The sequence below is a fragment of the Micromonospora sp. NPDC049048 genome, assembly GCF_043197615.1.
In the GTDB taxonomy this organism is placed as follows: domain Bacteria; phylum Actinomycetota; class Actinomycetes; order Mycobacteriales; family Micromonosporaceae; genus Micromonospora.
In genome coordinates this window covers 256,036-282,831 of sequence record NZ_JBICTM010000005.1, presented here as the reverse complement: position 1 = coordinate 282,831, position 26,796 = coordinate 256,036, and the positions used below count along the sequence as shown (strand labels likewise).

General features: G+C 75.4%; 18 protein-coding genes, 2 pseudogenes and 1 riboswitch. Of the genes and pseudogenes, 13 read left to right on the top strand and 7 right to left on the bottom strand.

What is annotated here, in order from left to right; genetic code table 11:
• Nucleotides 1–66 precede the first annotated feature (66 nt).
• Entirely contained in the window at nt 67–2,517 is a 2,451-nt protein-coding gene (locus tag ACGFIG_RS18220; RefSeq protein ID WP_393004223.1) for a DNA translocase FtsK 4TM domain-containing protein, read from the top strand.
• A 151-nt stretch (nt 2,518–2,668) separates the two neighbouring features.
• Here the strand turns inward: ACGFIG_RS18220 and ACGFIG_RS18215 are convergent, their stop codons facing one another.
• Both ACGFIG_RS18215 and ACGFIG_RS18210 read right to left on the bottom strand, forming a co-directional pair.
• A complete protein-coding gene (locus ACGFIG_RS18215) occupies nt 2,669–2,914 on the bottom strand; it encodes a hypothetical protein (protein WP_393004221.1) in 246 nt (81 codons plus the stop codon).
• Between the two features lie 111 nt (nt 2,915–3,025).
• A complete protein-coding gene (locus tag ACGFIG_RS18210; RefSeq protein ID WP_393004219.1) occupies nt 3,026–3,340 on the bottom strand; it encodes a DMT family transporter in 315 nt (104 codons plus the stop codon).
• 65 nt (nt 3,341–3,405) lie between these two features.
• Nucleotides 3,406–3,471, bottom strand: a riboswitch (guanidine-III (ykkC-III) riboswitch).
• Nucleotides 3,472–3,562: 91 nt separating this feature from the next.
• Between ACGFIG_RS18210 and ACGFIG_RS18205 the strand changes: the two genes are divergently transcribed.
• From ACGFIG_RS18205 to ACGFIG_RS18175, 7 genes and pseudogenes are all read left to right on the top strand, one after another.
• Entirely contained in the window at nt 3,563–4,486 is a 924-nt protein-coding gene (locus ACGFIG_RS18205) for an ornithine cyclodeaminase family protein (protein ID WP_393004217.1), read from the top strand.
• Nucleotides 4,487–4,571: 85 nt separating this feature from the next.
• Complete coding sequence (gene rimO / locus ACGFIG_RS18200) at nt 4,572–6,122, top strand: 30S ribosomal protein S12 methylthiotransferase RimO (RefSeq protein ID WP_393004215.1); 1,551 nt, start codon at nt 4,572–4,574, stop codon at nt 6,120–6,122.
• 95 nt (nt 6,123–6,217) lie between these two features.
• Nucleotides 6,218–6,811 (top strand): CDP-diacylglycerol--glycerol-3-phosphate 3-phosphatidyltransferase, encoded by a 594-nt coding sequence (gene pgsA, locus ACGFIG_RS18195; protein ID WP_393004717.1) that lies wholly within the window; start codon nt 6,218–6,220, stop codon nt 6,809–6,811.
• A 67-nt stretch (nt 6,812–6,878) separates the two neighbouring features.
• Nucleotides 6,879–7,403: pseudogene (locus tag ACGFIG_RS18190) on the top strand (CinA family protein); the annotation flags it as partial.
• Between the two features lie 263 nt (nt 7,404–7,666).
• Entirely contained in the window at nt 7,667–8,101 is a 435-nt protein-coding gene (locus ACGFIG_RS18185; RefSeq protein ID WP_121396018.1) for a helix-turn-helix domain-containing protein, read from the top strand.
• Between the two features lie 204 nt (nt 8,102–8,305).
• Entirely contained in the window at nt 8,306–9,178 is an 873-nt protein-coding gene (locus ACGFIG_RS18180; RefSeq protein WP_393004214.1) for a PspA/IM30 family protein, read from the top strand.
• Nucleotides 9,179–9,201: 23 nt separating this feature from the next.
• A complete protein-coding gene (locus ACGFIG_RS18175; protein ID WP_393004213.1) occupies nt 9,202–9,981 on the top strand; it encodes a hypothetical protein in 780 nt (259 codons plus the stop codon).
• A gap of 152 nt (nt 9,982–10,133) precedes the next feature.
• Here the strand turns inward: ACGFIG_RS18175 and ACGFIG_RS18170 are convergent, their stop codons facing one another.
• Nucleotides 10,134–13,772 (bottom strand): hypothetical protein, encoded by a 3,639-nt coding sequence (locus ACGFIG_RS18170; protein ID WP_393004212.1) that lies wholly within the window; start codon nt 13,770–13,772, stop codon nt 10,134–10,136.
• Between the two features lie 187 nt (nt 13,773–13,959).
• Nucleotides 13,960–14,868, bottom strand: coding sequence for a zinc finger domain-containing protein (locus ACGFIG_RS18165; protein WP_393004211.1), 909 nt, complete (start codon nt 14,866–14,868; stop codon nt 13,960–13,962).
• Nucleotides 14,869–14,975: 107 nt separating this feature from the next.
• Between ACGFIG_RS18165 and ACGFIG_RS18160 the strand changes: the two genes are divergently transcribed.
• On the top strand, nt 14,976–15,815 hold the full coding sequence (locus ACGFIG_RS18160; RefSeq protein WP_393004210.1) for a hypothetical protein: 840 nt from the start codon (nt 14,976–14,978) through the stop codon (nt 15,813–15,815).
• A 144-nt stretch (nt 15,816–15,959) separates the two neighbouring features.
• On the opposite strand, the gene ACGFIG_RS18155 is transcribed toward ACGFIG_RS18160, so the two are convergent.
• Nucleotides 15,960–16,748, bottom strand: a complete 789-nt coding sequence (locus tag ACGFIG_RS18155) for an S-adenosyl-l-methionine hydroxide adenosyltransferase family protein (protein WP_393004715.1) — start codon at nt 16,746–16,748, stop codon at nt 15,960–15,962.
• Nucleotides 16,749–16,952: 204 nt separating this feature from the next.
• A pseudogene (locus ACGFIG_RS18150) lies at nt 16,953–17,318 on the bottom strand (GNAT family N-acetyltransferase); the annotation flags it as partial.
• 147 nt (nt 17,319–17,465) lie between these two features.
• On the opposite strand from ACGFIG_RS18150, the gene ACGFIG_RS18145 reads away from it, so the two are divergent.
• Nucleotides 17,466–18,053, top strand: coding sequence for a hypothetical protein (locus ACGFIG_RS18145; protein WP_393004209.1), 588 nt, complete (start codon nt 17,466–17,468; stop codon nt 18,051–18,053).
• Nucleotides 18,054–18,153: 100 nt separating this feature from the next.
• Here ACGFIG_RS18145 and ACGFIG_RS18140 read toward each other — a convergent pair whose 3' ends face one another.
• Complete coding sequence (locus tag ACGFIG_RS18140) at nt 18,154–22,743, bottom strand: ATP-dependent helicase (RefSeq protein ID WP_393004713.1); 4,590 nt, start codon at nt 22,741–22,743, stop codon at nt 18,154–18,156.
• A gap of 212 nt (nt 22,744–22,955) precedes the next feature.
• On the opposite strand from ACGFIG_RS18140, the gene ACGFIG_RS18135 reads away from it, so the two are divergent.
• The 3 genes from ACGFIG_RS18135 to ACGFIG_RS18125 all read left to right on the top strand — a co-directional run bounded on the left by ACGFIG_RS18135 (nt 22,956) and on the right by ACGFIG_RS18125 (nt 26,792).
• The gene (locus tag ACGFIG_RS18135) at nt 22,956–23,357 is read left to right on the top strand and encodes a hypothetical protein (RefSeq protein WP_393004208.1); all 402 of its coding nucleotides are present in this window, start codon (nt 22,956–22,958) and stop codon (nt 23,355–23,357) included.
• Between the two features lie 124 nt (nt 23,358–23,481).
• Entirely contained in the window at nt 23,482–26,316 is a 2,835-nt protein-coding gene (locus ACGFIG_RS18130) for a Na+/H+ antiporter subunit A (RefSeq protein ID WP_393004207.1), read from the top strand.
• Nucleotides 26,313–26,792 carry a Na(+)/H(+) antiporter subunit C gene (locus ACGFIG_RS18125; RefSeq protein ID WP_393004206.1) on the top strand — a complete coding sequence of 160 codons (480 nt, stop codon included), beginning with the start codon at nt 26,313–26,315 and terminating at the stop codon, nt 26,790–26,792. The genes ACGFIG_RS18130 and ACGFIG_RS18125 overlap by 4 nt, the downstream gene beginning before the upstream one ends.
• Nucleotides 26,793–26,796 lie beyond the last annotated feature (4 nt).

Genomic DNA, 26,796 nt, shown 5'->3' with positions numbered 1-26,796 from the left:
GCTGCGACACGCGGACACGACCCGGAAAGGCGGCGATCTGCCGGGTCACGCCATTAGGTTGATGCTATGGCGGGCCGTACCTCTCAGGCGAGCCGGCGGCGCGGCGCGTCGCCGCGTGGCACCACGAACAGTCGTGCCCGTCAGCCGGCGAAGAAGACCGGCCGTGCGGCGCCCCGGCGGCGGCCGGCGGCCCGGCGGGGCCCGGGAGTGATCGTCGGGCAGGCGGCCCGCGCCCTGTGGATGGGCATGGCGCACGGCGTCGGCTGGGCGTTCCGGCAGGCCGGCTCGGCCCGGGGCCTCGACCCGGAGCAGCGCCGCGACGGCGCGGGACTGCTGGTCTTCGGTCTCGCGCTGCTCAGCGCGGTGGCCGTCTGGTTCTCCGGCGCCGGCCCGGTCGGCGCGCGGCTGGCCGACACCTTCCGGCTCTTCCTCGGGGCGATCTCGGTCGTGGTGCCGGTGCTGCTGATGATCGGCGCCTGGCGGCTGATGCGCGAGCCCGTCGATCCCGAGCACCGTGGCCGGGGCCTGGTCGGGTGGACGTCCATGCTGGTCGCCACCGCGGCGATGCTGCACATCGGACAGGACCCGGCCGACGCGGGCCAGCGCGACTTCGCCGGCGGCCTGGTCGGCGCCGGCGTCGGCAGCCTGATGGAGCGGGCCGTCACCGCCTGGGTAGCCGTACCGCTGCTGATCCTGTTGCTGGTCTTCGGCCTGCTGGTGGTCACCGCGACCCCGATCAACAAGGTCCCGGAGCGGCTCGGCCTGCTGTTCGGCACCCGGATCGCCCCGCCGGTGGCGCAGGAGGAGACGGACGAGGAGCCTGTCAAGCGGGCGCCCCGCCGCCGCCCGGCGAAGCGGGCGACCCCGCCGCCGCCCGATCCGGCGGACTTCGACGACGACCTCGACGGGGTGGACCTCCAGGAGACCCTGGTGCTGCCGCGCAAGCCCCCGGGCCGGGTGCCGGCCACCCGCAAGCCGGCCGAGCCGCCGGAGCACTCGCCCGCGCCGACCCGGGCCGAGCAGCTCGCGCTGACCGGGCTGGCGGGCGACTACACGCTGCCGCCGGCGAACATGCTCGGCAGCGGCGCGGCCCCGAAGTCCCGGAGCAAGGCCAACGACGAGGTGATCGTCGCGCTCACCGGCGTCTTCGAGCAGTTCGGCGTGGACGCCGCCGTCACCGGGTTCACCCGCGGGCCCACCGTCACCCGCTACGAGGTGGAGCTGGGCCCGGGCGTCAAGGTCGAGCGGATCACCCAGCTCTCCCGCAACATCGCGTACGCCGTGAAGTCGCCCGACGTGCGGATCCTCAGCCCGATCCCGGGCAAGAGCGCGGTCGGGGTGGAGATCCCGAACACCGACCCGGAGAACGTGGCGCTCGGCGACGTACTGCGCTCGCGGGCCGCCACCAGCGACCACCACCCGATGGTGGTGGCGCTCGGCAAGGACATCGAGGGCGGCTACGTGGTGGCCAACCTCGCCAAGATGCCGCACATCCTGATCGCCGGCGCGACCGGCGCGGGCAAGTCGTCCTGCCTCAACTCGCTGCTGGTGTCCATCCTCACCCGGGCCACCCCGGACGAGGTGCGGCTGCTGCTGATCGACCCGAAGCGGGTCGAGATGACCGGCTACGAGGGCATCCCGCACCTGGTCACCCCGATCGTGACCAACGCCAAGAAGGCGGCCGACTCGCTGGAGTGGGTCGTCCGCGAGATGGACATGCGCTACGACGACCTCGCCGCCAACGGGGTCCGGCACATCGACGACTTCAACCGCAAGGTGCGCAACGGCGAGATCAAGGCCCCGCCCGGCAGCGAGCGGGAGATGCGCCCGTACCCGTACCTGCTGGTGATCGTGGACGAGCTGGCCGACCTGATGATGGTCGCCCCGCGCGACGTGGAGGACTCGGTCGTCCGGATCACCCAGCTCGCCCGCGCGGCCGGCATCCACCTGGTGCTGGCCACCCAGCGCCCGTCGGTCGACGTCGTCACCGGCCTGATCAAGGCGAACGTGCCGTCCCGGCTGGCGTTCGCGACCTCCTCGCTGGCCGATTCCCGGGTCATCCTCGACCAGCCGGGCGCGGAGAAGCTGCTGGGTCGGGGCGACGGCCTGTTCCTGCCGATGGGCGCCTCGAAGCCGATCCGCATCCAGGGCGCCTGGGTGACCGAGCGCGAGATCTCCGACGTGGTCAAGTTCTGCAAGGACCAACGCGAGCCGGAGTTCCGCCCCGACGTGCTCGTCGCGCCCGACGCCGGCAAGAAGAAGATCGACGAGGAGATCGGCGACGACCTCGACCTGCTGGTGCAGGCGGTCGAGCTGGTGGTCACCTCGCAGTTCGGCTCGACGTCGATGCTCCAGCGCAAGCTGCGCGTCGGCTTCGCCAAGGCGGGGCGACTGATGGACCTCATGGAGACCCGGGGCGTGGTCGGCCCGTCGGAGGGCTCGAAGGCCCGCGACGTGCTGGTCAAGCCGGACGAGCTGGAGGAGGTCCTGGTCGGCCTGCGCGGCGACGAGGGCTGAGCACGAGCCCGGCCGGCGTGTCGTCGTAGGGTCGGGCCGGTTCGTCGCGGGCACCTGCGACGGGCCCGCCGGCACACGGAAGAGGCCGCCCGGGCATACGCGACGGGCCCGCCGGCATGCCGGCGGGCCCGGTCTCCGCCGGGGGAGCGGATCAGTTGTTGACGATCGCGCTGACGATCAACAGGCTGACGATGATGGCGGCCACGTTGGCGGCGGCGGCGTACCAGCCGAGCGGCTTGTCGCCGAGCACCGCGCCGACGATGCCCAGGATCAGCCCGAGGATGCCGAAGATGAGCGGGCTGATCAGGAGCGCCAGGACCGCGAACACGAAGGCCACGATCGTGCAGATGCGGGCGGCGTTGGTGCGCGGGCGGGCGGTCGAGTGCATGTCGGCCATGTCTGCCTCCGTGGGTGAGAGCCTTCCGGTGCCAGGCACAGTTCTACCCACTGTGGTCGTCCGCCACGCCTCACCGCGGCGGGTGCCCCCGGTGCCTCGCCCGCAGTGCCGTCAGTGCAGGACCTTCAGGCCGACGACGCCGGCGACCACCAGCAGCAGGCAGGCGATCCGGGGCAGGCTGACCGGCTCGTGCAACGCGACCATGCCGACCAGGGCGGTGCCGACCACCCCGATGCCGACCCAGACGGCGTAGCCGGTGCCGACCGGGATCTCGCGTAGCGCGTACGCCAGCCCGGCCATGCTGAGCACGAGGGTCACCCCGAAGACCAGGGACGGTACGAGCCGGCTGAAGCCGGCGCTGCGGTCGAGGGCGATCGCCCACGCGGTCTCGAGAAGTCCGGAGATCACCAACACGATCCAGGCCATGGCGCAACACCTCTGCTTCGGCGCCCGGGACCTGCGGTGCCAGGGCGAGTGGGCTCGTACTCACACGTGAGGCGTCTTGGCCTGACCGGGTACGCCCACCACTCGTCCGGGGCGGCCCTGGGGCCGCCACGACCGACGTTAGCACCGGCCGGACGGTTTCCGGGGTGAGCCGGGCCACCACCGGTTGACGTAAACCTAACTTCAAGTTGCAGTATTCGGGTCATGCCGTTGCTCTTCACCGATCCCGACGTCGCCACCGTGCTGGACGCCCCCACCACGGTGGCCGCGATGCGCGACGCCCTGCTCGCCGCGTACGCCGGCCGCCTGGTGGCCCCGCCCCGGGCCGCCGCGCCGCTGGGCGGGGGACGGATGGTGCTCACCGCGGGGCACCTGACCGGCGAGTGGTACGGCTTCCGCTCGTACGACACGTTCGGGCACCCGGAGAGCGAGCAGGTGGTCGTGCTGCACGACGGGCGCACCGGGGCGGTCCGGGCGGTGGCGGTCGGGGACGAGCTGGGCTCCCGGCGTACCGGGGGGCTCGGCGGGGTCGCCGTGGACGCCCTGGCCCGCCCGGACGCCGCCACGCTGGGCGTGGTCGGCTCGGGCGCTCAGGCGTGGACCCAGGTCTGGGCCGCCGCCGCCGTGCGCCCGCTGCGCGAGGTCACCGTGTACAGCCGCTCGGCCGCCCGGCGGGAGGCGTTCGCCGCCCGGGTGCGCGCCGAGCTGGGCGTGCCGGCACGGGCGGTCGGCTCGGCGTCGGCCGCCGTGCGGGAGCGCGACGTCGTGGTGCTCGCCACCACCGCCGTCACCTCCGTGCTCGACGCCGCCGACCTGGCCCCCGGCACCCACGTCAACACGGTCGGCTTCAAGCAGGTCGACCGGCACGAGTTCGGCACCGACCTGCTGGACGCCGCCGATCTGCTGGTCACCGACTCGCCGGCGCAGGCAGCCGCGTACGATCCGCCGATGTTGGCGGCGCTGCCCGCGTACGCCGGGCGGTTGGGTGACCTGGGCGCGGTGCTGGCCGGCGCCGTGCCCGGCCGGACCGGCGCGGACCAGGTTTCCGTCTTCTGCTCGACCGGCCTGGCCGGCACGGAGGTCTTCCTGCTCGACCAGCTGGTCCGGGTGGGCGCGGCGGTGGCCTGAGCCGGCCAGGGACGGCGGGCGGTGTGCGGGGCGATACGGGTGGCCCGCCGTTGCGGGGCGCCGTCCGCCCGCCCGGTACCCTCGGATGGTGTCTGCCACCTCCGCCACCGACGAGTCCAGCTCGGCACGTCCGACGCCGCGCCACGACCTGGAGTCGTCGACCCCCGACGGCCGCCGGGTCGCCCTGCTGACGCTGGGCTGTGCCCGCAACGAGGTCGACTCGGAGGAACTGGCCGCCCGGCTGCACGCCGACGGCTGGCAGGTGACCACCGACGGCGAGGGCGCGGACGTGGTGGTCGTCAACACGTGCGGCTTCGTGGAGAAGGCGAAGCAGGACTCCATCCAGACCCTGCTGGCCGCCGCCGACACCGGCGCCAAGGTGGTCGCCGCCGGCTGCATGGCCGAGCGCTACGGCCGTGAGCTGGCCGACAGCCTGCCCGAGGCGCAGGCGGTGCTGAGCTTCGACGACTACCCGGACATCGCTGCCCGGCTGGACGCGGTGGTCGCCGGCGAGCGGATCGACGCGCACACCCCCCGCGACCGGCGCGAGCTGCTGCCGCTGACCCCCGTCGCCCGGCGGGACAGCGCGGTGTCGCTGCCCGGCCACGGCACCCCCGTCCGCAACGTCGCCGAGACCGACGAGCACACCCCCGCCCACCTGCGCCAGGTGCTGCGCCGCCGGCTCGACACCGGCCCGGTCGCCTCGCTCAAGCTCGCCAGCGGGTGCGACCGGCGCTGCGCGTTCTGCGCCATCCCCGCCTTCCGCGGCGCCTTCGTCTCCCGTACGCCGGACGAGCTGCTCGCCGAGGCGGAGTGGCTGGCCAAGTCCGGCGTCCGCGAGCTGGTGCTGGTCAGCGAGAACTCGACCTCGTACGGCAAGGACCTGGGCGACCCCCGGGCGCTGGAGAAGCTGCTGCCGCAGCTCGCCGCGATCGACGGCATCGTGCGGGTACGGGCGAGCTACCTCCAACCGGCCGAGACCCGGCCGGGCCTAGTCGAGGCGATCGCCACCACGCCCGGCGTGGCACCCTACTTCGACCTGTCGTTCCAGCACTCCAGCGAGCCGGTGCTGCGTCGGATGCGTCGTTTCGGCTCCACCGACCGGTTCCTGGAGCTGCTGGCCGGCGCCCGGGCGCTGGCGCCGGACGCCGGCGCGCGGAGCAACTTCATCGTCGGCTTCCCGGGCGAGACCCGGGCCGACTACCAGGAGCTGGTCCGGTTCCTGACCGAGGCGCGGCTCGACGCGATCGGCGTGTTCGACTACAGCGACGAGGACGGTACCGAGGCCGCCGGGCTGCCCGGCAAGGTCTCCGCCGCCACGGTCAAGCGCCGCTACGACAGGCTCAGCGCGCTCGCCGACGAGCTCTGCTCGCAGCGGGCCGAGGAGCGCCTGGGCTCCACGGTCGAGGTGCTGGTCGACTCGGTCGAGGATGGCGTGGTGGAGGGGCGGGCGGCCCACCAGGCTCCCGAGGTCGACGGCTCGACCACCCTCGTCGCCCCGGCCGACGGCGGGGTGGACCTGGCCGCGCTGCGCCCGGGCGACCTGGTGCGGGCGACGGTGACCAGCACCGAGGGAGTGGACCTGGTGGCGGTCCCGGATGAGATGATCTCGGCTGCGCCCGGCGCAACACGGTGACGGCGGGCCCGGACGGAGCGGGGGAGCCGCGTGGTGGGGTGCCAGGTACGCCACGGAGGCCGCAGCGGGGTGCGGCGGTGACCGGGGCGGCTGAGGTGGCCGGGGCGGCTGAACCGAAGCCCGCGCCGGTGGTGGCCCGGGTGCCCGTGCTGAACGCGGCCAACGCGCTCACCGCGTTGCGGCTGCTCCTGGTGCCGGTCTTCGCGGCCTCCGTGGCCGTCTCGGCGATGACCCACGCCGGCTGGCAGATGGTGGCCTGCCTGATCTTCGCCGTCGCCTCCGCGACCGACCTGGTGGACGGCTGGATCGCCCGCCGGTTCGCCCTGGTCACCTCGGTGGGCAAGGTCGCCGACCCGATCGCCGACAAGGCGCTCACGGGGGCCGCCCTGGTGCTGCTCTCCTGGTACGACCGGCTGCCCTGGTGGGTGACCGCCGTGATCCTCGTCCGCGAGCTGGGCATCACCGCGCTGCGCTTCTGGGTGATCCGGCACGGCGTGATCGCGGCCAGCCGGGGCGGCAAGATCAAGACCGCCCTCCAGATCCTGGCCATCACGTGGTACCTGTGGCCGATGCCCGCCGCCCTCGCCGCCGTCGGTCCGTGGATCATGGTCGCCGCGGTCGGCGTCACGGTCGTCACCGGCTTCGACTACGTCGTCCAGGCCCTCCGGCTGCGCCGCCCGAGCAGCTGACCCACCGGCGGGCGACCCGGTCGGGGAGGATGAGTAGGGCCGGCGGGGCGGGGAAAGGATCCCAGACATGGACAGTGACGCTGACGGCGCGCGGCCGGTCGGGAGCCCGGCAGCCGGTGTGGTGCACAGCCTCTCCGAACGGCACGAGACCCTGGCCACCGTCGAGTCGCTGACGGGCGGCCTGCTGGCCGCCTCGATCGTGGAGATCGCCGGGGTGAGCGGGATCTACCGGGGCGGCCTTGTGGTCTACGCCACCGAGCTCAAGTCGTGGCTCGCCGACGTACCGGAGGATCTGCTGGCTGAGCGGGGGCCCGTCGACCCGGACGTGGCGGTGGCCCTCGCGGAGGGCGGCCGGCGCCGCTGCGGGGCCGACTGGGGCCTGGCGACCACCGGGGTGGCCGGCCCCGAACCGCAGGACGGCAAGCCGGTCGGGCTCGTCTACGTCGCGGTGGCCGGCCCGTCCGGCACCCACGTCCGGCAGCTCGACCTGGACGGCGGCCGGGACCACATCCGATCCGCCGCGGTCGTCGAGGCCCTGCGGCTGCTCGCCACGCGGATCCACGAGACCGCGGCGGCCGAGACCGGGGCCACCGAGCCCGCCGCCGACACCGGAGGCACCGAGGCCGCCGCCGAGGTCGACGCGGGCGAGAGCGACGCCGTGGAGAGAGGCGGCGGGCGGGCCGACCCCGCCGGCGCGGGCCGCCGCTGACCGGTCTCCCGTGATTCCGAGGGGCGGGGTGGGATGTCCTGGTGGCCTGCAACAGGTACGGTTGCGGGAAGGCTCCGGCGGCCGGTCCGGCTAGACGTGCCGGGCGGGCCGCGTGGACGAGTGGTGTCCCTCAGGGGGAGGTGCGAATGGTCCTGCTACGCCGCGTGATCGGTGACGCACTGCGGGCGCGCCGGCAGGGGCAGCACCGCACCCTGCGGGAGGTCTCCTCCGCGGCCAACGTCAGCCTGGGCTACCTGTCCGAGATCGAGCGCGGCCAGAAGGAGCCCTCCAGCGAGCTGCTGGCGGCGATCTGCGACGCCCTCGGGGCGCGTCTGTCGGAGCTGCTGCGCGAGGTCAGTGACACCGTGGCCCTCGCCGAGCAGATGCCCGGCGTGCTGGTGCCGGTGCAGGACGAGCCGGCCGCCCCCGTCGCCGTACGCAGGAGCACGGGTCGGGGCGTGCACCAGGTCAGCTCGGACGGCACGGTCGCCGTCCAGGTCCGCCAGGACTCCCCGCTCAAGGCCACGCTGCGCAGCTCCCGGGTCCGGGGCAGCGAGCGCGACGTGGTCTGCGCCGCCTGATCCACCCCCTACGACGCCACGTGGTCGGGTTCGACCGCGCCGCGTACCCTTGATCGCGGACGGCGTCGGCGCTCGTTTCGCTCACCGGTACGGATGCCCCGGTGGCGTCCGGCTGGGACGATGGAGCCACTGCCGCGCCGGAGCCGGCCGGGAACACCCGGCGCGGTCGAGGCGGAGCGACGCTACTGAGGGGACAACGCAAAGATGGCGAACCCGTTCGTCAAGGGGTGGAAGTACCTGATGGCGCTCTTCGGCGCCCGGATCGACGAGCACGCCGATCCGAAGGTGCAGATCCAGCAGGCCATCGAGGAGGCCCAGCGGCAGCACCAGGCGCTGGTCCAGCAGGCCGCCGCCGTGATCGGCAACCAGCGGCAGCTGGAGATGAAGCTGTCCCGTCAGATGTCCGAGGTCGAGCGGTTGCAGGCCAACGCCCGGCAGGCGCTGGTCCTCGCCGACCAGTCCCGCGCCCGGGGCGACGAGGCCGAGGCCGGCCGCTACGAGCAGTCCGCGCAGACCCTCGCCACCCAGCTGGTCTCGGCCGAGCAGGCCACGGAGGACCTCAAGACCCTGCACGACCAGGCGCTCGGCGCCGCCGCCCAGGCCCGCCGGGCGGTCGAGAACAACTCGATGATCCTCCAGCAGAAGCTCGCCGAGCGCACCAAGCTGCTCAGCCAGCTGGAGCAGGCCAAGATGCAGGAGAGCGTGGCCCGCTCGCTGGAGTCGATGTCGGCGTTGACCGCCCCGGCCAACACGCCCTCGCTCGACGAGGTGCGTGACCGCATCGAGCAGCGCTACGCGACGGCGATGGGTCGCGCCGAGCTGGCCGGCAACTCCGTCGAGGGCCGCATGCTGGAGATCCAGAAGGCGACGCTCGATTCGGCGGGCTCCTCCCGGCTGGAGCAGATCCGGTCGAGCATGGCCGGCGAGCAGCTCGGCGGCAAGCAGGAACGACCGGGCGTGGAGCAGGCTCAGCCCGCCGCGCCGGCCGCTGACCCGGCCGCCGCCGCCCGGCTGGACGAGATCCGGGCCAGCATGGGCCGCGAGCGCGGCACCGGGGACACCACCGCCGCCGGCTGAGCGGCCGGGGCGAGGAGGCAGAGGTGGCAGACGAGCGCACGCGGTACTTCCGGCGCCTGACCCGGCTGCGGGCGTCCGCGCGTCGGTGGAGTGTCACGGCCGGTGGCCTGAGTGGTGCCGCCGCCGTGCTGACCCCGTACGCCGGGCTGGGACTGCCCGACGCGGCCTGGGCGGCCGGGGCGGGCGGCGCGCTGGTGCTCGCCGCCTGGCGCTGGGTCGACCTGCGGGCGCTGGCCGCCCAACCGGCACCGCCGGCGCTCGATCCGGCCGAGGCCGCCGCGCGGTCCCGCGCCCGGCTCGTCGCCGCCGTCGAGCGGCTCCCCGTCGGTCCCGGTGTGCTGGCCGAGGTCCGTCGGGTGCGCTCCCGGGTGGCGCTGCGCGGCACCAGCGCCGCCGAGCCGTGGGCCCGCCTGGACCGGGCCGCCCTCACCCTCGCCGGGATGACCGGTCGGCTCACGGGGCTGGCCGGTCCTGCCGTGCTGGAGGCCGCCGAGGCCGACCGGTCGCTGCGGGACCTCGCCGACCGGGTGGCCAGCGTCGAGCGCACGCTCCGGCTCGCCCCGGCCGAGTCCCGGCCGCCGCTGGCCGAGGCGCACCGGGCCCTGACCGCGCAGCTCGAGCAGGGCGTCACCGCGTACGAGCGGCTGGTCGTCGCCGCCGCCGGCTACGTCGCCGGGGAAGCCCACCCCGACGCCGCGCATCCGGCCGCCTCCCGCCTCACCGAGGCGACGGACCTGCTGCACGGCGTCGCCTCGGCCCTGACGGAACTCCGCGCCGTCAACACCCCTCTCCGCACCCCCTGAAGCCCCGCACCCTCCCCGTGCGCCCTCCCGCCCGGGCGCGCCCTCCCGCGCGGTCGATCATGCAGTTGTGGTGCCGGATCGGTGCCTTTTCGGGCGTTTCGCGCCCCACCACAACTGCATGATCGGCGCGGCGCCGGGGCCCGGGGGCAGGGTCAGGGGGGTGTGGTTATCGGGATCGGGCCCGTGAACGGGGAGCTGCCGACGACGTTGAACGACCGGATCCGGTAGTGGTAGGTGACGCCGCGCGCCAGGCCGGTGTTGGTGAAGCCCCGGCCGGTGACGGTGAAGGTCGCCACCTCCCGACTGAACGCCGGGTCCAGCGCCCGCTGCACGATGAACCCCGCGCCCGGCGCGGCGGGGTTGCTCGCCGCCCAGCCGAGGATCACCGTCGCCGTGTCCGGTCCGGGCGCCGTCGCGGTGGCGGTCACGCCCGTGGGCGGGCCCGGCGCCGGCGGGGTGGTCGCCCGGGCCACGGTCGACCAGGCCGACGCGGCGCCGAGATAGGTGGTCCGCACCCGGTAGTAGTACGTGGTGTCGGGGGCCACGGCGGCGTCGAGATGGTTGTCGCCGACGCCGATCGCGGTGGTGCCCGGCCCGCTGCTGAACGTCGGATTGGTGGCCCGCTGCACGTCGATCCCGGTGGCGAAGGAGCGGTTGGCCCAGCGCAGCGCGATCCGTAGCGGCGCGGCCGGCGGGATCGCGGCGGTCAGCCCGGCCGGCGCGGCGAGGTGCACCGAGGCCGGCACGCTGTTCGACCAGGTGGAGAAGCTCACCGCGTTCTCTGCCCGGATGCGGTAGTGGTAGGTCACCCCGGGGGTGACGCTGGCGTCGGTGTGGCGGGTCGCGGTGGCCGCCACGGTGATCGCCGTGAGGCCCTGCGTGAAGGCGGCGTCGGTGGCCCGCTGGAGCAGGTGGCTGGTGCCCGGCGGGCGGCTGCCGTTGCCCGTCCAGGTCAGCGCGATGGCCGGCAGCGCGGTGGCCGAACCGGGGGCGGGGGTGGCGGTCAGCCCGGTCGGTGCCCGGGGCGACACCCGCAGCACCAGCGGCCGGGTCATGCCCTGGTCCCGGTGGCCGCCGAGCTGGCTGTGCCAGTGGTACTCCCAACCGAGGTTGACGAGCTGGTTCACCACGACCGCGGGCCGGCCGTCCGCCGGGCTCACCGGGGTCGAGCCGGTCCGGGCGCCGGCGGGCCGTACCGGGTCGAGCAGCCGTACGCTGTCGCCGATCTTGAACGGCAGGGGTGGCGCGACCGGCCGGAGCGCGACGATCACGTCCTCGCGCGGGTCGACGCGGACGACCTGCTTCCAGCCCCGCTCCGCCGGGTGCGGCGGTCGGGTGACGCCGTCCCAGCCGACCCGGCCGATCAGCTGCACGTCGCAGCCGCTGAACCGCACCGGCTGGCTCTGCCGGCTGTTGCCGCGGATCCGCCAGAGCTGGGTGCCGTCGGCGGGCCCGCCCACCGGCACCGCCGGGTCGCTGACGTGCAGCACCTCGGTGGCCGGATCCGTCGGCCCGAGCGGCAGGACGGTGGGGGAGAGCGGCCCGGCGTACGGGTGCCCGACGCCGAGCCGCCCGACGAGCCGCCCGTGGTCCGGTTCGAAGACCTGCTGCACCGCCTTGACCTCCAGCGGCAGGAGCACCGGGGAGGCGGCGCCCGCCGGGACGAAGCTGACCGTGCCGGCGTGCACCCCGACCACCGTGTCGCGCGCCGTCCGGGTGCCGAACGCCGCGTCGTACGCCGGCTGCGGCACGATCGGCGGGCGCTGGCTGGCCGCGTACGCGGCGGGCAGGCGCCCGCGCAGCCGGGCCAGGTCGTACGGCGGCGCGGGGGTGCCGGCGACCCGGAACTGGAGCAGGGTGCGGGTGTTCGGCCCGTACCCGGGACGGGTCGTCGTCCCACCCTCGGCGGTGCGGTCCGGGCCGTCGGTGTGGTGGTCGGCGCGCGGGTCGAAGCCGGGCAGCGGGGCCGGGCAGTCGTTGTAGAGGATCAGCGTGGCGCCGGGCGGGACCGCGGAGAAGTCGACCAGCACGTCGGCCGCCTCCCCGGGGGCGAGCAGCAGCGCGTGCGAGTCGACGTTGAGCACGGTCGGGTCGCGCCGGTCGTACCGGTAGCCGACCGGCTGGTTCGGCACCACCACCGGCGCGGGGAGCAGGCCGCACTCGTTGCCGATCTGGACGAGTTCCGGGCCGGCGGCGCGCGGGTCCGGGACGCCGCCGTCCCGCCCGTCGGTCGGCCAGCCGGGCGGCCGGCCCGGCGCGCGTACCGCCTCCACCATCGGCACCTCACCGGCGCCCGCGTCGGCCAGCCCGCCGTCCGGGTCCCACATCGGTCCGTCGGAGCGGGCGCGGTAGAGCTGGAGGTTCAGGCCGCGGTCCAGGCAGGCGTTGAGGATCCGGAACCGGTACGTCCTCGGCTCGACCTCCAGGTACGGGTACGCGACCCCGTTGACCAGCACGGTGTCGCCGAACGCGTCCGGCACCGCCGAGGGGTGCGGTACGCCGGGCGCCAGCGGCGGCTCGTCGGGCGCGGTCACGGGATCGTGGTGCGGGTTCGGCACCGGGGCCGCCCGGTGGTGGGTTCCGCCGTGCTCCCGCTGCCCGGTCTCGTCGCCCGTACGCGACCACGGTCCGTAGTCCCACCGGCCGGTCGGGTTCGTCCCGTCGGCCCGGTGCGGGTTCTGCCGGGGCTGGTAGACGTGCGGGTGCCAGAGGCTGCCCCGGGAGCCCCAGCGGTCCCGGTCCCACGTCGGGTCCTCCCCGGCGAGCTGGGCGTCCTCCGGCACGAAGGTCTTGTCCTCGATCACCAGGGGCAGCTGGTCGGCGGGGAGCACCCCGTCCGCGACGAGCCGCTCCTCGGCGGGGTCGGTGAGCAGGTAGAGGGCGACCTGCCCGGAGTAGACGGTGAGCCGGGCCAGGCCGACGGTGTTGTCGTGGAACCAGCACAGCCGCCCGCTCTGCTCGTTGGGGTAGTAGAGCGTGGTGGCGCCCGCGCCGGGCGGCGGCATGTCGGGCACATGGGTCAGGCCGGGCCCGGTCGGGTAGGGGGTGATCTCGTCGGCCGGGGTCACCCACTGCCAGGGGCTGCCGGCGCTGATCCAGCCGGTGTGCGCACCCGCCAGGCGCAGCACGGCCCGGTTCTGCGGATAGGGCGCGGGGCCGTCGAGCGGGCCGCTCCCGGCGCCGTCGACGGTCGGGTCGACCGGCAGGAACAGCTCGCCGGAGCGGCCCGTGGGGAGCTGGTTGATGAACTTGACGCGGACCGGCCGGCCCCGCCGGGCCAGGACGAGCGGGCCGAGGTGCCAGGGGCGTCCCGCCGGCACGACCGTGTTGTGTCCGTGCGCGTCCGTGCCGAGGTTGAGCTGCCGGTAGCCGCGCAGCCGGGTCGCCGGCAGGTCCCGGTGCAGGCGTTGCGCGTACTGCTCCAGGCCGATCTCGTAGTAGTCGCAGCCCGGGTAGCTGATGGTGTCCGGCACCGCCACCGGCAGGTGGGCGCCCGGCTCGGCGGGGTCGGGTGCGCCGGGGCACGGCAGCGCGTCGACGAACTTGCGGATGCCGGTGCCGGGCAGCACGCCGCCGTCGGCGTCGACGACCGGCAGCGGGCTGCGCGCGTGGTTCGGTACCGGACCGAAGTAGCGCGGGACGGCGGCCGGGTCGAGGCTGGCCGGCGCGACGACCGGCTCCGTCGCGCGCCGGGCCGCCGGAACGGCTGCCGCCCCGGTCCCGTCGACGTCGTCGGCGCGGGCCGTCGCGCGATCCGCCCACGGGATCCGGAGTCTGCGGAACAGCTCCATGGCTCTCCCCGGTGTCGGGGCGCGGTGGCCGCCACGGCGGCGTGACGCGCTTCGCTGACGATGCGTGAGGAGTCAACCGCAGCATGCGACCTCGACGGGAGGTTAGGAAGTACCCAATCGTCCGTTTCTGTGACGGGGATGCGACTCGTCGCCGCAGCGACGGAGTGTCCCGCCCGACACGCCGGCGTCAGGAGGCGGGGCGCTCCGGCTGGCAGACCGGGCACCAGTAGGTGACCCGCTCGCCCAGTTCCTCCTTGCGGATCGCCGTACCGCACCGGCGGCAGGGCTGGGCGCGCCGGCCGTAGACGTAGCTGGTCCGCCCCCGGTGCAGGGACCCGGTGGTGCTCTGTGTCCACCGACCCCGGTTCGCCGCGAGCAGCCTGCGTGCCAGGGCCACGGTGCCGGCGAGGTCCGGCACCGCGCGTACGGGGGTCCACGGCGAGACGCCGCGCAGGAAGAGCACCTCGCACTTGTAGAGGTTGCCGACGCCGGCCAGGTTGCGCTGGTCGAGCAGCGCCTCCGCGATGGTGACGTCCGGGTGGGCGGTCAACCGGCGTACCGCCTCCGACTGGTCCCAGTCCGGACCGAGCAGGTCGGGGCCGAGGTGCCCGACGAGCGAGTCCTCCTCGGCGGTCGGCACGAGGGCCAGCTCGTGCAGGTGGTAGCCGACGGCGACGGCCCGCGCGCTGTGCAGCACGACCCGGATCAGGTGCGCCGGCCGGGCCGTCCACCGTTCCCCCGGCGCGTACGCCCGCCAGGCGCCGTCCATCCGCAGGTGCGAGTGCAGCGTCCAGCGCGCCCCGCCGTCGTCTGCCGCGTCCCCGGCAGGGCCGACGCCCTCCACCGGGACCGCGCCCGTCGCCGGGATCGCTTCCTCCGCTGGCGGCGGGGCAGCCGGTGCGGGTGCGGCGTGCGGTGGGGCGGTGAGGCGCAGCAGCAGGTGCTTGCCGCGGCTGGCGGACTCCCGCACGGTCCAGCCGGTCAGGTCGGCCGCGGCGAGCTGCGGCACCCGGAAGTCGCTGCCGGTCAGGCGGGCGCCGGCCAGGGCGCGGTGCAGCACGCGGGCGGTGTTCCAGACGGTGTCGCCTTCGGGCACCGGTCCGTCCCTCCTCGTTCGCAAAAAATTCACATGCATCGCTGGTTGTGTGAAGATTCTTGTCGATCTATAAAGGGGCAGGATCGAAAAGTTGCAGGAGAATGCCCATGATTCTGTCCCATCGTCGTGCGCTCACCACCGCCATGACCGTCATCCTCGCCCTCGCCCTCCTACCCGCCCCGAGCCCCGCATCGGCCGCTGCCGGCGCCGACACCGCCTCCGCCGCCAACTCCGCCGCCTCCGCCTCCGCCGCCACGCCCGGCCTCACCTACCGGGTGTACGCCACCCGGATCGGGCTGGTCGGCGGAGTGACCGCCAACGGGCACACGATCGTTTCCCGGGACCACTTCGTCGCGCTGCCGTCGTGGCGCGGCCTGTCCCCGCGGAACACCGGCGACTACACCGTCCGGGTCTGCACCACCACCGGCAGCCGCTGTGAGTACGCCCCGGTCTGGGACGTCGGCCCGTGGAACACCCGCAACGACTACTGGAACCCCAGCGACGTGCGGGAGGAGTGGAAGGACCTGCCGCAGGGCCTGCCGCAGGCACAGGCGGCCTACCAGTCCGGCTACAACGGCGGGCGGGACCAGTTCGGCCGGACGGTGCTGAGCCCGGCCGGCATCGACCTCGCCGACGGCACGTTCTGGGACGGGCTCCAGCTCACCACCAACGCCTGGGTCGACGTGGCGTACCTGTGGACCGGCAGCGGCCCCCGGGGCGTGGTCGGCGGTGGTCCGCTCAACATCCGTGCCGGCGCCGGCACGGGTTACGCGGTGCGCGGCCTCGCCGCCCGGCACGCCAACGTGCCGATCGAGTGCTACGTGACCGGGCAGAGCGTCGCCGGGCCGTACGGGACCTCCAACCGGTGGAACCGCGTCGCCAGCGGCCAGTACGTCAGCCACGCGTACGTCTCGGCGGTCCACGGCGGCACCGTGCCGCTCTGCTGACCGCCGCCCGCGTACGCCCGCCGGGCCGGACGGAGCAATCCGCCGGCCCGGCACGGCGACCGCGCTGGCCCGGCCAGGGCCCGGTCGGTCGGGCGGCGGCGGCCCGCTCCGCCGCCCTGCCAGGCCAGGCGGCGGTCCGGGCGCTCAGCCGGCCGCGACCCGCAGCAGGTCGCCCGGCGCCACCGCCAGCAGGTCCACCGCCCGCCCGCCGTTGACCGACACGGCGACGTGGCCGGCGGAGTCGGCGTGCACCACCAGCCCGCCCGGCGGGGCGTCGCCGAAGGTACGCCCGTGCACGGCCGCCCGGCCGGACCCGGCGCCGCTGCCCGGCCCCACCCGGACCCGGGCGGGCAGCGGCGCCAGCAGTTCGGCCGGCGCGACCAGTTGCACGTTGCCGAAGTGGTCGACGGTCAGCACCTCGGCCACGAACCCGTCCGTCTCCCGTCGGAGCACCGGCGCCGGCAGCCGGACCAGGGACTCCGGGTCGACCGCCGGGCCGATCCCGGCCAGCGGCGCCCCCAGCGCCAGCCGCGCGGCGACCGGCGCGAAGACGTCGCGACCGTGGAACGTGCGGGACACCTCGGGCGCGAGCCACCGCGGATCGGTCAGCTCGACGGCCGCGGTCACCCCGCCCAGCGCCTGCGCGGCGTCGAGCAGCAGGCCGTTGTCCGGCCCCACGAGCAGCCCGCGCGGGGTGGCTAGCGCGACGCCCCGGCGGGTCGTGCCCACGCCCGGGTCGACGACGGCCACGTGCACCCCCTCCGGCAGGTGCGGCACGGCCTGCGCGAGCACCGCCGCGCCCCGGCGTACGTCGGCCGGCGGGACGAGATGGGTCACGTCGACGACCCGGGCCTGCGGGGCCAGCCGGGCGATCGCCCCGTGGCACGCGGCGACGAACCCGTCGGCGAGGCCGTAGTCGGTGGTCAGCGAGATCCACGGGACGCGGGTCGCGTCGGGGGCGCCGTGCTCCGCACCGTCGGTGGGTACCCGTTGGCCGGCGGCGAGGGACAGCTCCAGGACCAGTTCGTCGTGCAGCGGGATGCCGTCCTCGCCGACCGTCGGGATGCTTGGCTTGATCATGCGCGCCCGGTCCACCGCGCCCCGGTCCACGCGTACCAGCCGCAACCCGCGCCGCTGGTAGAAGCGCAGCGCGCGCAGGTTGTCGTTCGTGGTGACCAGCCAGAGCCGGGACCGGCCCGTGGCCCGGGCCACCTCCCCGGCCGCCGCCAGCAGCGCCGTACCGACGCCGCCGCCCGGCGTCGCGGCCACCAGGCTGACCACCTCCAACCCGTCGGCGTCGGCGCGGTGGGCGAGCGCGCCGACCACCGCCCCGGCGCCGTCGACCGCCACCAGCGTCGGCAGCGTACGCAGGTCGTGGCGGGTGTCGTGGGCGACGACGTACGGCCCACCCCACTCACGTTCGTGCAGCGCGTCGACCGCAACGCGGTCCCCGGCCCGCGCCGGCCGTACGGTCACCCCGGCCGCTGCGTCCGCCCCCGTCATCCCCGGCTCCCCTCGTCGACCGGTCGGGATCGTACCGACGCCGGCAACGCGGCCCCGCCGACCGGAGCGGAATGGCGGAAATGGGACAGTGGCACTGGCCGACCGGCCACTGCCGGGGCGGGATCGGGTTCGGGCAGACTGCCAGGGGTGACCAACCGGAGCCTGCCCGCCGTCGCCGTACTCGTGATCGCCGCCGCCCTCACCGCCGCCTGCGGTGACGACGCGGAGAAGCCGAGCGCCCCGCCCCCGGCCGCCGCCGCGTCGACCCCGGCCACCTCTCCGTCGACTCCGGCGGACCTGCCCACGTCGGGCCCCACCGGCGCGCCGACGCCGCCCGCCGCGCCCCCGGGCCCGGCCGGACCGAGCGCCGGCGGGACCACCGAGCGCCGCCCCGCCAGCCCGCCGCCCGTGAAGCTGCCCGTCCGGCCGACCGGCACTCCCGGCGCGCGGCAGGTCGTCGACGCGTTCAAGGCCGCCGGGCTGAAGGCGCCGAACCCCCGGGACCGGTCGGTCGAGTGCGGACCGGACGGGCTCGGCCTGGGCTGCTCCGAGTTGATCGCCACCGACGCCGTCACCGTGTACGTCTTCCCCGACGAGACCAGCGCCAGCGACATCGCCGAGATCTGGGGCGGCCAGTCGTTCCGGCGGGGCACGGTGGTGCTCAACTACCTGGAGGCGAAGACCCCCAAGGCCGACCGCGCCGGGTACGAGAAGGTGCTCACGAGCCTGCGCTGACGCCCCGGCCCCGCGTACCGACACCCGCCCCCGGCTCGCGCGGCCCGTCGGCGGGACCCCGGACCGGCGGACCCTCGACACCGGCGTGTGTCGGGGCGGGTCAGCCGCGCAGGCGCAGGCCGCGCGGGGTGGCGCGGAAGCCGGCGGCGGTGAGGGCGTCGCGCAGCGGAGAGGAACGCACCGCCTCGCCGTCGGCCCGTTCCACCGACATCGCGCCCAGCGCGCCGGAGTGGACCGCGTCGGCCAACGCCTTCCCGGCCGCCGCCAGCAGGTCGCCGTCGTCGGTGTACGACAGGATCGTCCGCCCGCCGCGTTCGACGTAGAGCACCAGGTCACCGGCGACCAGCACCACCACGGCACCGGCCTTGCGCCCCGCCCGGTGCCCGGACGCCGGGGCGGCCCCGTCGCCCGAGTCGACCACCCGCTCCGGCCAGGACAGCGCCGCGCCGTAGGGGTTGGCCGGATCGGTGGCGGCGAGCACCAGGGTGGGGCCGCCGCGCCCCCGCCCGCCGTCCGCCGTCTCGGCCAGCGCCCGGATCCGGTCCACCGCACCCGGCACCGCGAACTGCGCCGCGCCCAGGCCCTCGACGAAGTAGCCCCGCCGGGCGGCGCCGCGCTCCTCCAGCGCGGCGAGCACCGGATAGACCGCGGCGAAACCGCCGGCCACCTGCTCGGCCATGACCGCGCCCCGGGTCACCACGCCGTGCCGCTCCAGCAGCACGTCGGCCAGGGCCGCGGCGCGGCGGGTCGGGTCGGTGTCGCGCTCCGGCAGCCGCGACCAGCGGCCGGCGACGGTCGGCGGGCCGCCACGCGTCGGCAGGGCCACCCGCCCGGGGCGCCGGTAGCGGGTGCGCGGCGCGGCGGGACGGGACCGGTGCGCCCCGCCGCCGCCGAGCGCCGCGCGCAGCGGCGCCAGGGTGTCGTTGGTGAGGTGACCGGCCCACACCAGATCCCAGACGACGGCGGTCAGCGCGGCGTCGTCGGTCGAGCCGACCCGGTCGGACAGCGAGCGGAAGAACAGCGCCTGCCCGCCGTCGAGCGCGTCCAGGACCGCGTCGTGAAGCGGGGTACGGGTGAGCGCCTCGTCGGGTGGGGGCAGCAGCAGCGGCGCGACGTCCGCGTAGGCCAGGGTGACCCAGCCGTCCCCGCCGGAGATCGCCCCGGAGCCGGCCCAGAGCACCTCGCCGCTGGCGCAGAGCTCGTCGAGCTGGGCGGGGGAGTAGTCGGCGACCCGGCCGGGCAGCACGAGCCGTTCCAGCGCCGACGCCGGCACCGCCGCCCCCTGCAACTGCTCCACGGCGGCGGCCAGCGCCTCCATCCCCCGCGCCGACGAGCCCACCTGCTGCCAGCGGGGCAGGAACGCGGCCAGCGCGCGGGGCGGCACCGGCTCGATCTCGCGGCGCAGCGCGGCCAGGGAACGGCGGCGCAGCAGCCGCAGCACCTCCGCGTCACACCACTGGCTGCCGGCCGTGTCGGGTGTGAACTCGCCGGCGACCACCCGCCCGGTGGCGGCGAGCCGGCGCAGCGCCTGTTCGACCACGAAGACGCCGAGCCCGAAGCGGGCCGCGCAGGTGGCGGCGGCGAACGGCCCGTGCGTACGCGCGTAGCGGGCGACCAGGTCGCCGAGCGGATCGGCCACCGGGGCGAGGTACGCCTCGGCCACCCCGACCGGCAGGGCCACGCCGAGGGCGTCGCGCAGGCGTGCCGCGTCCTCGATGCCGACCCAGCGCTCCTCCCCGGCGACGCGTACGCGCAGCACCCGGCGGGTCGCCGCCAGCTCCGTCAGCCACCCGGGGGAGGCCCCCCGCCCGACCAGCTCGGCCTCGGAGAGGTCGCCGACCACACGGAGCAGCTCGACCACGTCCTCCGCGTCGCGCGGGCGGCGCTGCTCGGTCAGCCAGCGCAGCTGCCGCTCGGTCTCGGCCAGCACCGCCGGGTCGAGCAGTTCCCGCAGGTCGACCCGGCCCAGCAGCTCGCCGAGCAGGGTCGAGTCCAGCGCGAGCGCGGCGGCCCGGCGCTCGGCCAGCGGCGCGTCGCCCTCGTAGAGGAACGCCCCGACGTAGCCGAAGAGCAGCGACCGGGCGAACGGCGACGGCTGGGCGGTCTCCACCTCGACCAGGCGCACCTTCCGGGCGGCCAGGTCGCGCATCAGCTCGGCCAGCGCCGGCTGGTCGAAGACGTCCTGGAGGCACTCCCGGGCCGCCTCCAGGGTGACCGGGAAGTCGGCGTACTCGCGGGCGACGTCGAGGAGCTGGGCGGCGCGTTGCCGCTGCTGCCACAGCGGCTGGCGGCGGCGCGGGTCGCGGCGGGGCAACAGCAGCGACCGGGCGGCGCACTCGCGGAACCGGGACGCGAAGAGCGCGGACGTGCCGACCGACTCCTCGACGAGCTGGGCGATCTCCTCCGGCTCGAAGACCACCACGTCGGCGCCGGGCGGCTCGTCGGCCGTGTCGGGCAGGCGGACCACGATGCCGTCGTCGGACGGCATCACCTGGGCGTCCACGCCGTAGCGCTCGGCGAGCCGGCGGCCGATGGCCAGCGCCCACGGCCCGTTGACCCGGGCGCCGAGCACGCTGTGCACGGCCAGCCGCCAGTCGCCCAGCTCGTCGCGGAACCGCTCGACCACCACCGTGCGGTCGTCGGGCAGGGAACGGGTGGCGGCGCGCTGCTCGCGCAGGTAGGCCATCAGGTTGCCCGCGGCCCAGTCGTCCAGGCCGCCGGCCCGCAGCGCGGCGGTCGCCGTCTCGTCGTCCTGCCGCAGCAGGGCCCGTACGCGCGCGCCGATGGCCCGACCCAGCTCGACGGGCCGGCCGAGCTGGTCGCCCTTCCAGAACGGCATCTTCGCCGCCTGCCCCGGTGCCGGGGAGACCAGCACCCGGTCGGGGGTGATCTCCTCGATCCGCCAGGACGACGAGCCGAGCAGGAACACGTCGCCGACGCGCGACTCGTAGACCATCTCCTCGTCCAGCTCGCCGACCCGGGCGGCCCGCTCCGCCCCGGCCAGGAAGACACCGAACAGGCCCCGGTCGGGGATCGTGCCGCCGCTGGTCACCGCGAGCCGCTGCGCGCCGGGCCGGCCGGTGAGCGTGTCGGTGGCCCGGTCCCAGACCAGCCGGGGCCGCAGCTCGGCGAACGCGGTCGACGGGTAGCGGCCGGAGAGCATGTCGAGCACGGCGTGCAGCGCCGAGTCGGGCAGCTCGGCGAACGGCGCCGCCCGGCGTACCAGCACGGCCAGGTCGCCGACGCGCCACGGCTCCAGCGCCACCATGGCGACGATCTGCTGGGCCAGCACGTCGAGCGGGTTGCGCGGGTGGTGCAGCTCCTCGATGGCGCCGTCGGCCATCCGCTCGGCCACCACCGTGCAGGAGAGCAGGTCGCCCCGGTGCTTCGGGAAGACCACCCCTCGGGAGACCGCGCCGACCTGGTGGCCGGCCCGGCCCACCCGTTGCAGCCCGGCGGCCACGCTGGGCGGCGCCTCGATCTGCACCACCAGGTCGACGGCGCCCATGTCGATGCCCAGCTCCAGGCTGGAGGTGGCCACCACGGCGGGCAGCTGGCCGGACTTGAGCGCCTCCTCGATGTGCTTGCGTTCCTCCCGGGAGACGCTGCCGTGGTGGGCGCGGGCGATCACGGCAGGTGCGCCGGCCGCCGCGCCCGCCTGTGCCATCAGCTCCGCGGGCGTACGACCGACGCGTACCGGCCCCGTGGGGCCGCCCCACCCGTCCGCCTCGCGTTCCGGCGCCGTGGACGCGCCGGTCGGCTCCTGCCCGGCCGCCGCCTCGCCGGCCAGCTCGTTGAGCCGGGCGCAGAGGCGCTCGGCGGAACGCCGGGAGTTGGTGAAGACGATGGTCGAGCGGTGCGCCCGGACCAGGGAGAAGACGCGCTCCTCCAGCGCGGGCCAGATCGACGCCCGACGGGCGCCGAGACCACCGGGATCGTCCTCCGGCGGCTCCTGCTCGTCGAGGCGGGTCATGTCCTCCACCGGGACCTGGACGCTGACCTCGATCGTCTTGGCGGTGGGCGGCGCGACCACGTCGACGGGGCGGGCACCGCCGAGGAAGCGGGCGCACGCGTCGACCGGTCGGACGGTGGCGGAGAGGCCGATCCGCTGCGCCGGGGCGGGCAGCAGCTCGTCGAGGCGTTCCAGGGAGAGCGCGAGGTGGGCGCCGCGTTTGGTGCCGGCGACCGCGTGCACCTCGTCGACGATCACGGTCTCGACGCCGCGCAGGGAGTCGCGGGCGGCCGAGGTGAGCAGCAGGAACAGCGACTCGGGCGTGGTGATGAGGATGTCCGGCGGCGTGCGGGCGAAGGCCCGCCGCTCGTCGGCGGGGGTGTCGCCGGTGCGCATCCCGACGGTGATCTCCGGAGGCGCCACGCCGAGTCGGGTGGCGGCCTGCCGGATGCCCGTCAGGGGCGTGCGCAGGTTGCGCTCGACGTCGACCGCGAGCGCCTTGAGCGGGCTGACGTAGAGCACCCGGCACCGGTGCCGGGCATCGGCCGGGGCGGGCTCGCGGGCCAACCGGTCGAGTGACCAGAGGAACGCGGCCAGCGTCTTGCCGGAGCCGGTGGGTGCCACCACCAGCGCGCTGCGCCCCGCCGAGACGGAGGCCCACGCGCCGGTCTGGGCGGCGGTGGGCGCGGCGAACGCGGCGCCGAACCACTCCCTGGTCGCCGCGCCGAAACCCGCCATCGCCTCCGTCACGCCATCCATCCTGCCCCGCGGGGCCGACATCCTGACCCGCCGGCGGGCCACGGGCGCCTCGCTCCGGCTCATCGGCTCCGGATCGGTGCCGGCACGGCTGGGCAACTAGCGGTGTTTGAGTGTTTAATCCATTAAGTCTTACTTAACAGCTTGATTGTGTACCACAACATAAAGTAACTTCACCCGGAGCGTCAGCCTGGGTGGAGGGGATCGGATTGGCCGTCGAGCAGCGGAGTTTCGAGCCCGGCACCGACGTGCTCATCCGCAAGGTCGACAGTCACCTCGCCGCCGTCCGCACCGGCCTGTCCGGCCCGGAGCTGGAGTTGGCCGAGCGGCTCGCCACCGCGCTGCGGGAGCTGGTCGTCTCCACCGCGCAGGCCAGCGCCGCCGACCGGGGGCAGGTCCGTGCGGCGGTGCACTACTTCGTGCTGCGCCGCGAGGGCCGGGGCCGGCTGCTGCCGGTGCGCTCCCTCGCCGCCGCCCAGCGGGTGGTCAACAAGGTCGTGGTCCAGCTCGGCCGTCCCGACCTGCTGGTGGAGCCCCGTGACGAGCACCCCGTCCGGGAATCCGCGGCCCCCGCGGCCGAAGTCACCGTCGCCTGACGTACGCCGCGACAGGGGCGAATTCGCGCAAAACCGCCCGCAGGGCGACGAACTGGCGTGAGATCGCACCTAGGTGCCGTCCCACCTCCGGCGCGCGCCGCAGCAACCTCGACCGGGAGCGCGGGTGCTCGTACTGCTGATCCTCCACCTCGTGGCGGCCCTCGTCGCGCCGCTGCTCGTCCGGTGGTGGGGCTCCCGCGCCTGCTACCCGCTGGCGCTGGCGCCGGCCGCCGCGTTCGGTTGGGCGCTGGCCCGCACCCCCGCCGTCCGCGACGGCGGCGAGGTGGTCGAGACGTACCCGTGGATCGGTCAGCTCGGCGTCGACCTGGCGCTGCGGCTGACCACCCTGTCCTGGCTGATGGTCCTGCTCGTCGGCGGGGTCGGCGCGCTGGTACTGGTCTACAGCGCCCACTACTTCGGTCGGGAGTTCAGGGGCGTGGCCCGCTTCGCGGCCGTGCTGGTGGCCTTCGCGGGGGCGATGCTCGGCCTGGTCCTCGCCGACGACCTGCTGCTGCTCTACGCGTGCTGGGAGCTCACCACCGTCTTCTCGTACCTGCTGATCGGGCACAGCACCGAGCGGCGCTCCAGCCGGTGGGCGGCGGCGCAGGCGCTGACCGTGACCACCCTCGGCGGGTTGGCGATGCTGGTCGGGTTCATCATGCTCGGCGAGCACGCCGGCACCTACCGCTGGTCGGAGATCGCCGCCGGCCCGCCGCCGGGCGGGGCGTACCTGGTCACGGCGGTCCTGCTGATCCTGACCGGGGCGCTGTCCAAGTCGGCGCTGGTGCCGTTCAACTCGTGGCTGCCCGTGGCGATGGCGGCGCCGACGCCGGTGAGCGCGTACCTGCACGCCGCCGCGATGGTGAAGGCGGGCATCTACCTGATCGGGCTGCTCGCCCCGGTGCTCGCGGGCGCCGGCCCGTGGCGGCCGGTGGTCGTGGTCGCCGGTCTGGTCACCATGCTCGCCGGGGGCTGGGCGGCGCTGCGGCAGACGGACCTGAAGCTGCTGCTGGCGTACGGCACGGTCAGCCAGCTCGGCCTGCTCGCGGTGGCGGTCGGGGCGGGCACCCCGGACGCCGCGCTGGCCGGGGCGGCGATGCTGCTGGCCCACGCCCTGTTCAAGGCGCCGCTCTTCCTCGTCGTGGGCATCATCGACCACGGTGCCGGCACCCGTGACCTGCGGGAGCTGTCGGGGCTGGGGCGGCGCGCGCCGCTGCTCGTCACCGTGACGGTGCTCGCCGCCGCGTCGATGGCCGGACTGCCGCCGCTGGTCGGTTTCGTCGCCAAGGAGGCCGTGCTGGCCGCCTTCACCGACCAGCCCGCCGTCGTCGCCGTGCTGGTGGCCGGCACGGCGCTCACCGTCGCCTACAGCGCCCGGTTCGTCTGGGGCGCGTTCGCCACCCGCCCCGGCGTGGAGCCGACCGTCCTCGGGCGGATCCCCGCGTCGATGCTCGCCCCGCCGGTCCTGCTGGCCGCCGTCGGGCTGGCCGCCGGTCCGGCCGCCGGGATCCTCGACGGCCTGCTGCGCCCGTACGCCGAGCTGTTCGGCGCCGTCGGCAAGGACCTGGCGCTGTGGCACGGCCTCACCCCGGCCCTCGGCCTCTCCGCCCTCGCCGTGGCCGGCGGGGCGGCGCTGTTCGCGCTGCGTGGCCCGCTCGCCCCGGTGCTGGCCCGGCTGCACGTCCCGGTCAGCGGCAACCAGGGATACGAGTGGCTCATCGGCCGCTTCGACCGGCTCGCCATCGAGGTCACCGGCGCCACCCAGCGTGGCTCCCTGCCCCAGTACCTCGGCGTGATCCTGGTCGTGCTCGCCGTCGTGCCCGGCGGGGCGATGCTGGCGACCCGTCCGTGGCAGGACCGGATCGCCCTCTGGGACAGCCCGTTGCAGGTGGTGGTGACGGCGGTGGTGACGGTCGCCGCGCTGCTGGCGGTGGGCGCCCGGCGGCGGCTGACGGCGATGCTGCTGGTCGGCATGACCGGCTACGGCACCGCGATGCTCTTCGTGATCCACGGCGCGCCGGACCTGGCGCTGACCCAGTTCCTCGTCGAGACCGCCACCATCGCGGTGTTCGTGCTGGTGCTGCGCCGGTTGCCGGAGCGGTTCTCGGCCCGCCCGAGACGCAGGCGGTGGGTACGCCGCACGATCGGGGCGGTCGTCGGCGTGGTGGTCGGCGGGCTGGCCCTGACCGCCGCCGCGGCCCGGCAGGCGCCCACCATCTCCGACGCGTTCCCGGACCTGGCCGTCACCTACGGGCACGGCCGCAACGTGGTCAACGTGACCCTGGTCGACATCCGGGCCTGGGACACGATGGGCGAGCTGGCGGTGCTGGTGGTGGCCGCGACCGGCGTGGCCAGCCTGGTCTTCCAGCAGTCCCGGACCGGACCCCGCCCCCGCCGCCCACAGCCGCCGAACCGGGTTCAGCTGCCGGGGCACCGGGTCTGGCTGCGCGGCGGGGCGACCCTGCACAAGCGGCAGCGTTCGATCGTGCTGGAGGTGGTGACCCGGCTGGTCTTCCACACGGTTGTGGTCTTCTCCCTGTTCCTGCTCTTCTCCGGCCACAACGCCCCGGGTGGCGGCTTCACCGGTGGTCTGGTGGCGGGCCTGGCGCTGGCCGTGCGCTACCTGGCCGGCGGGCGCTACGAGCTGGCCGAGGCCGCCCCGGTCGGGGCCGGCACGGTGCTCGGCGCCGGCCTGTTCGTCTCGGTCGGCGCGGGGGCCGTCGCCCTGTTCGCGGGCGGGTCGGTGCTGGAGAGCACCCGGGTCGACCTGTGGCTGCCGGTGATCGGGAAGTTCTACCTGGTCACGTCCCTCTTCTTCGACGTCGGCGTGTACCTGGTCGTGGTCGGGCTGGTGCTGGACATCCTGCGCAGCCTCGGCGCCGAGGTGGACCGGCACATCGAGGCGGCCGGCGAGCCCGGGGGCGGGCTGCGCGTCGACCGGCAGGGGGAGCGGACGTGAGGACGGACGCCGCGGGGCCGGCCCTGGCGCTCGTCGTCGCCGCCGGGATGCTGGTCGGCTGCGGAGTCACCCTGCTGCTGGAACGCAGCCTGAGCCGGATCCTGCTCGGCGTCATCATGCTCGGCAACGGCGTCAACGTGCTGATCCTCCTGGGCGGGCGGGCGGGGGCCGCCCCGGTGGTCGGCACGGCGCCCCCGGGCAGGTTGAGCGACGCGCTGCCGCAGGCCATGATCCTCACCGCCATCGTGATCACCTTCGGCCTGACGGCGTTCCTGCTGTCGGTGAGCTACCGCAGCTGGTACCTCACGGGGGACGACGAGGTGCCCGACGACATCGAGGACCGGCAGATCAGGGAGGCGGCCGAGCACGACAACCTGGCCGCCGTCGACCTCGGCGGCGAGGGCCCCGACGCCGACCCCGAACAGGTCGACCCGGAGCCGCCGCGCCGGCTCCGGCGCGGGGACGGCCTCGGATGACCGG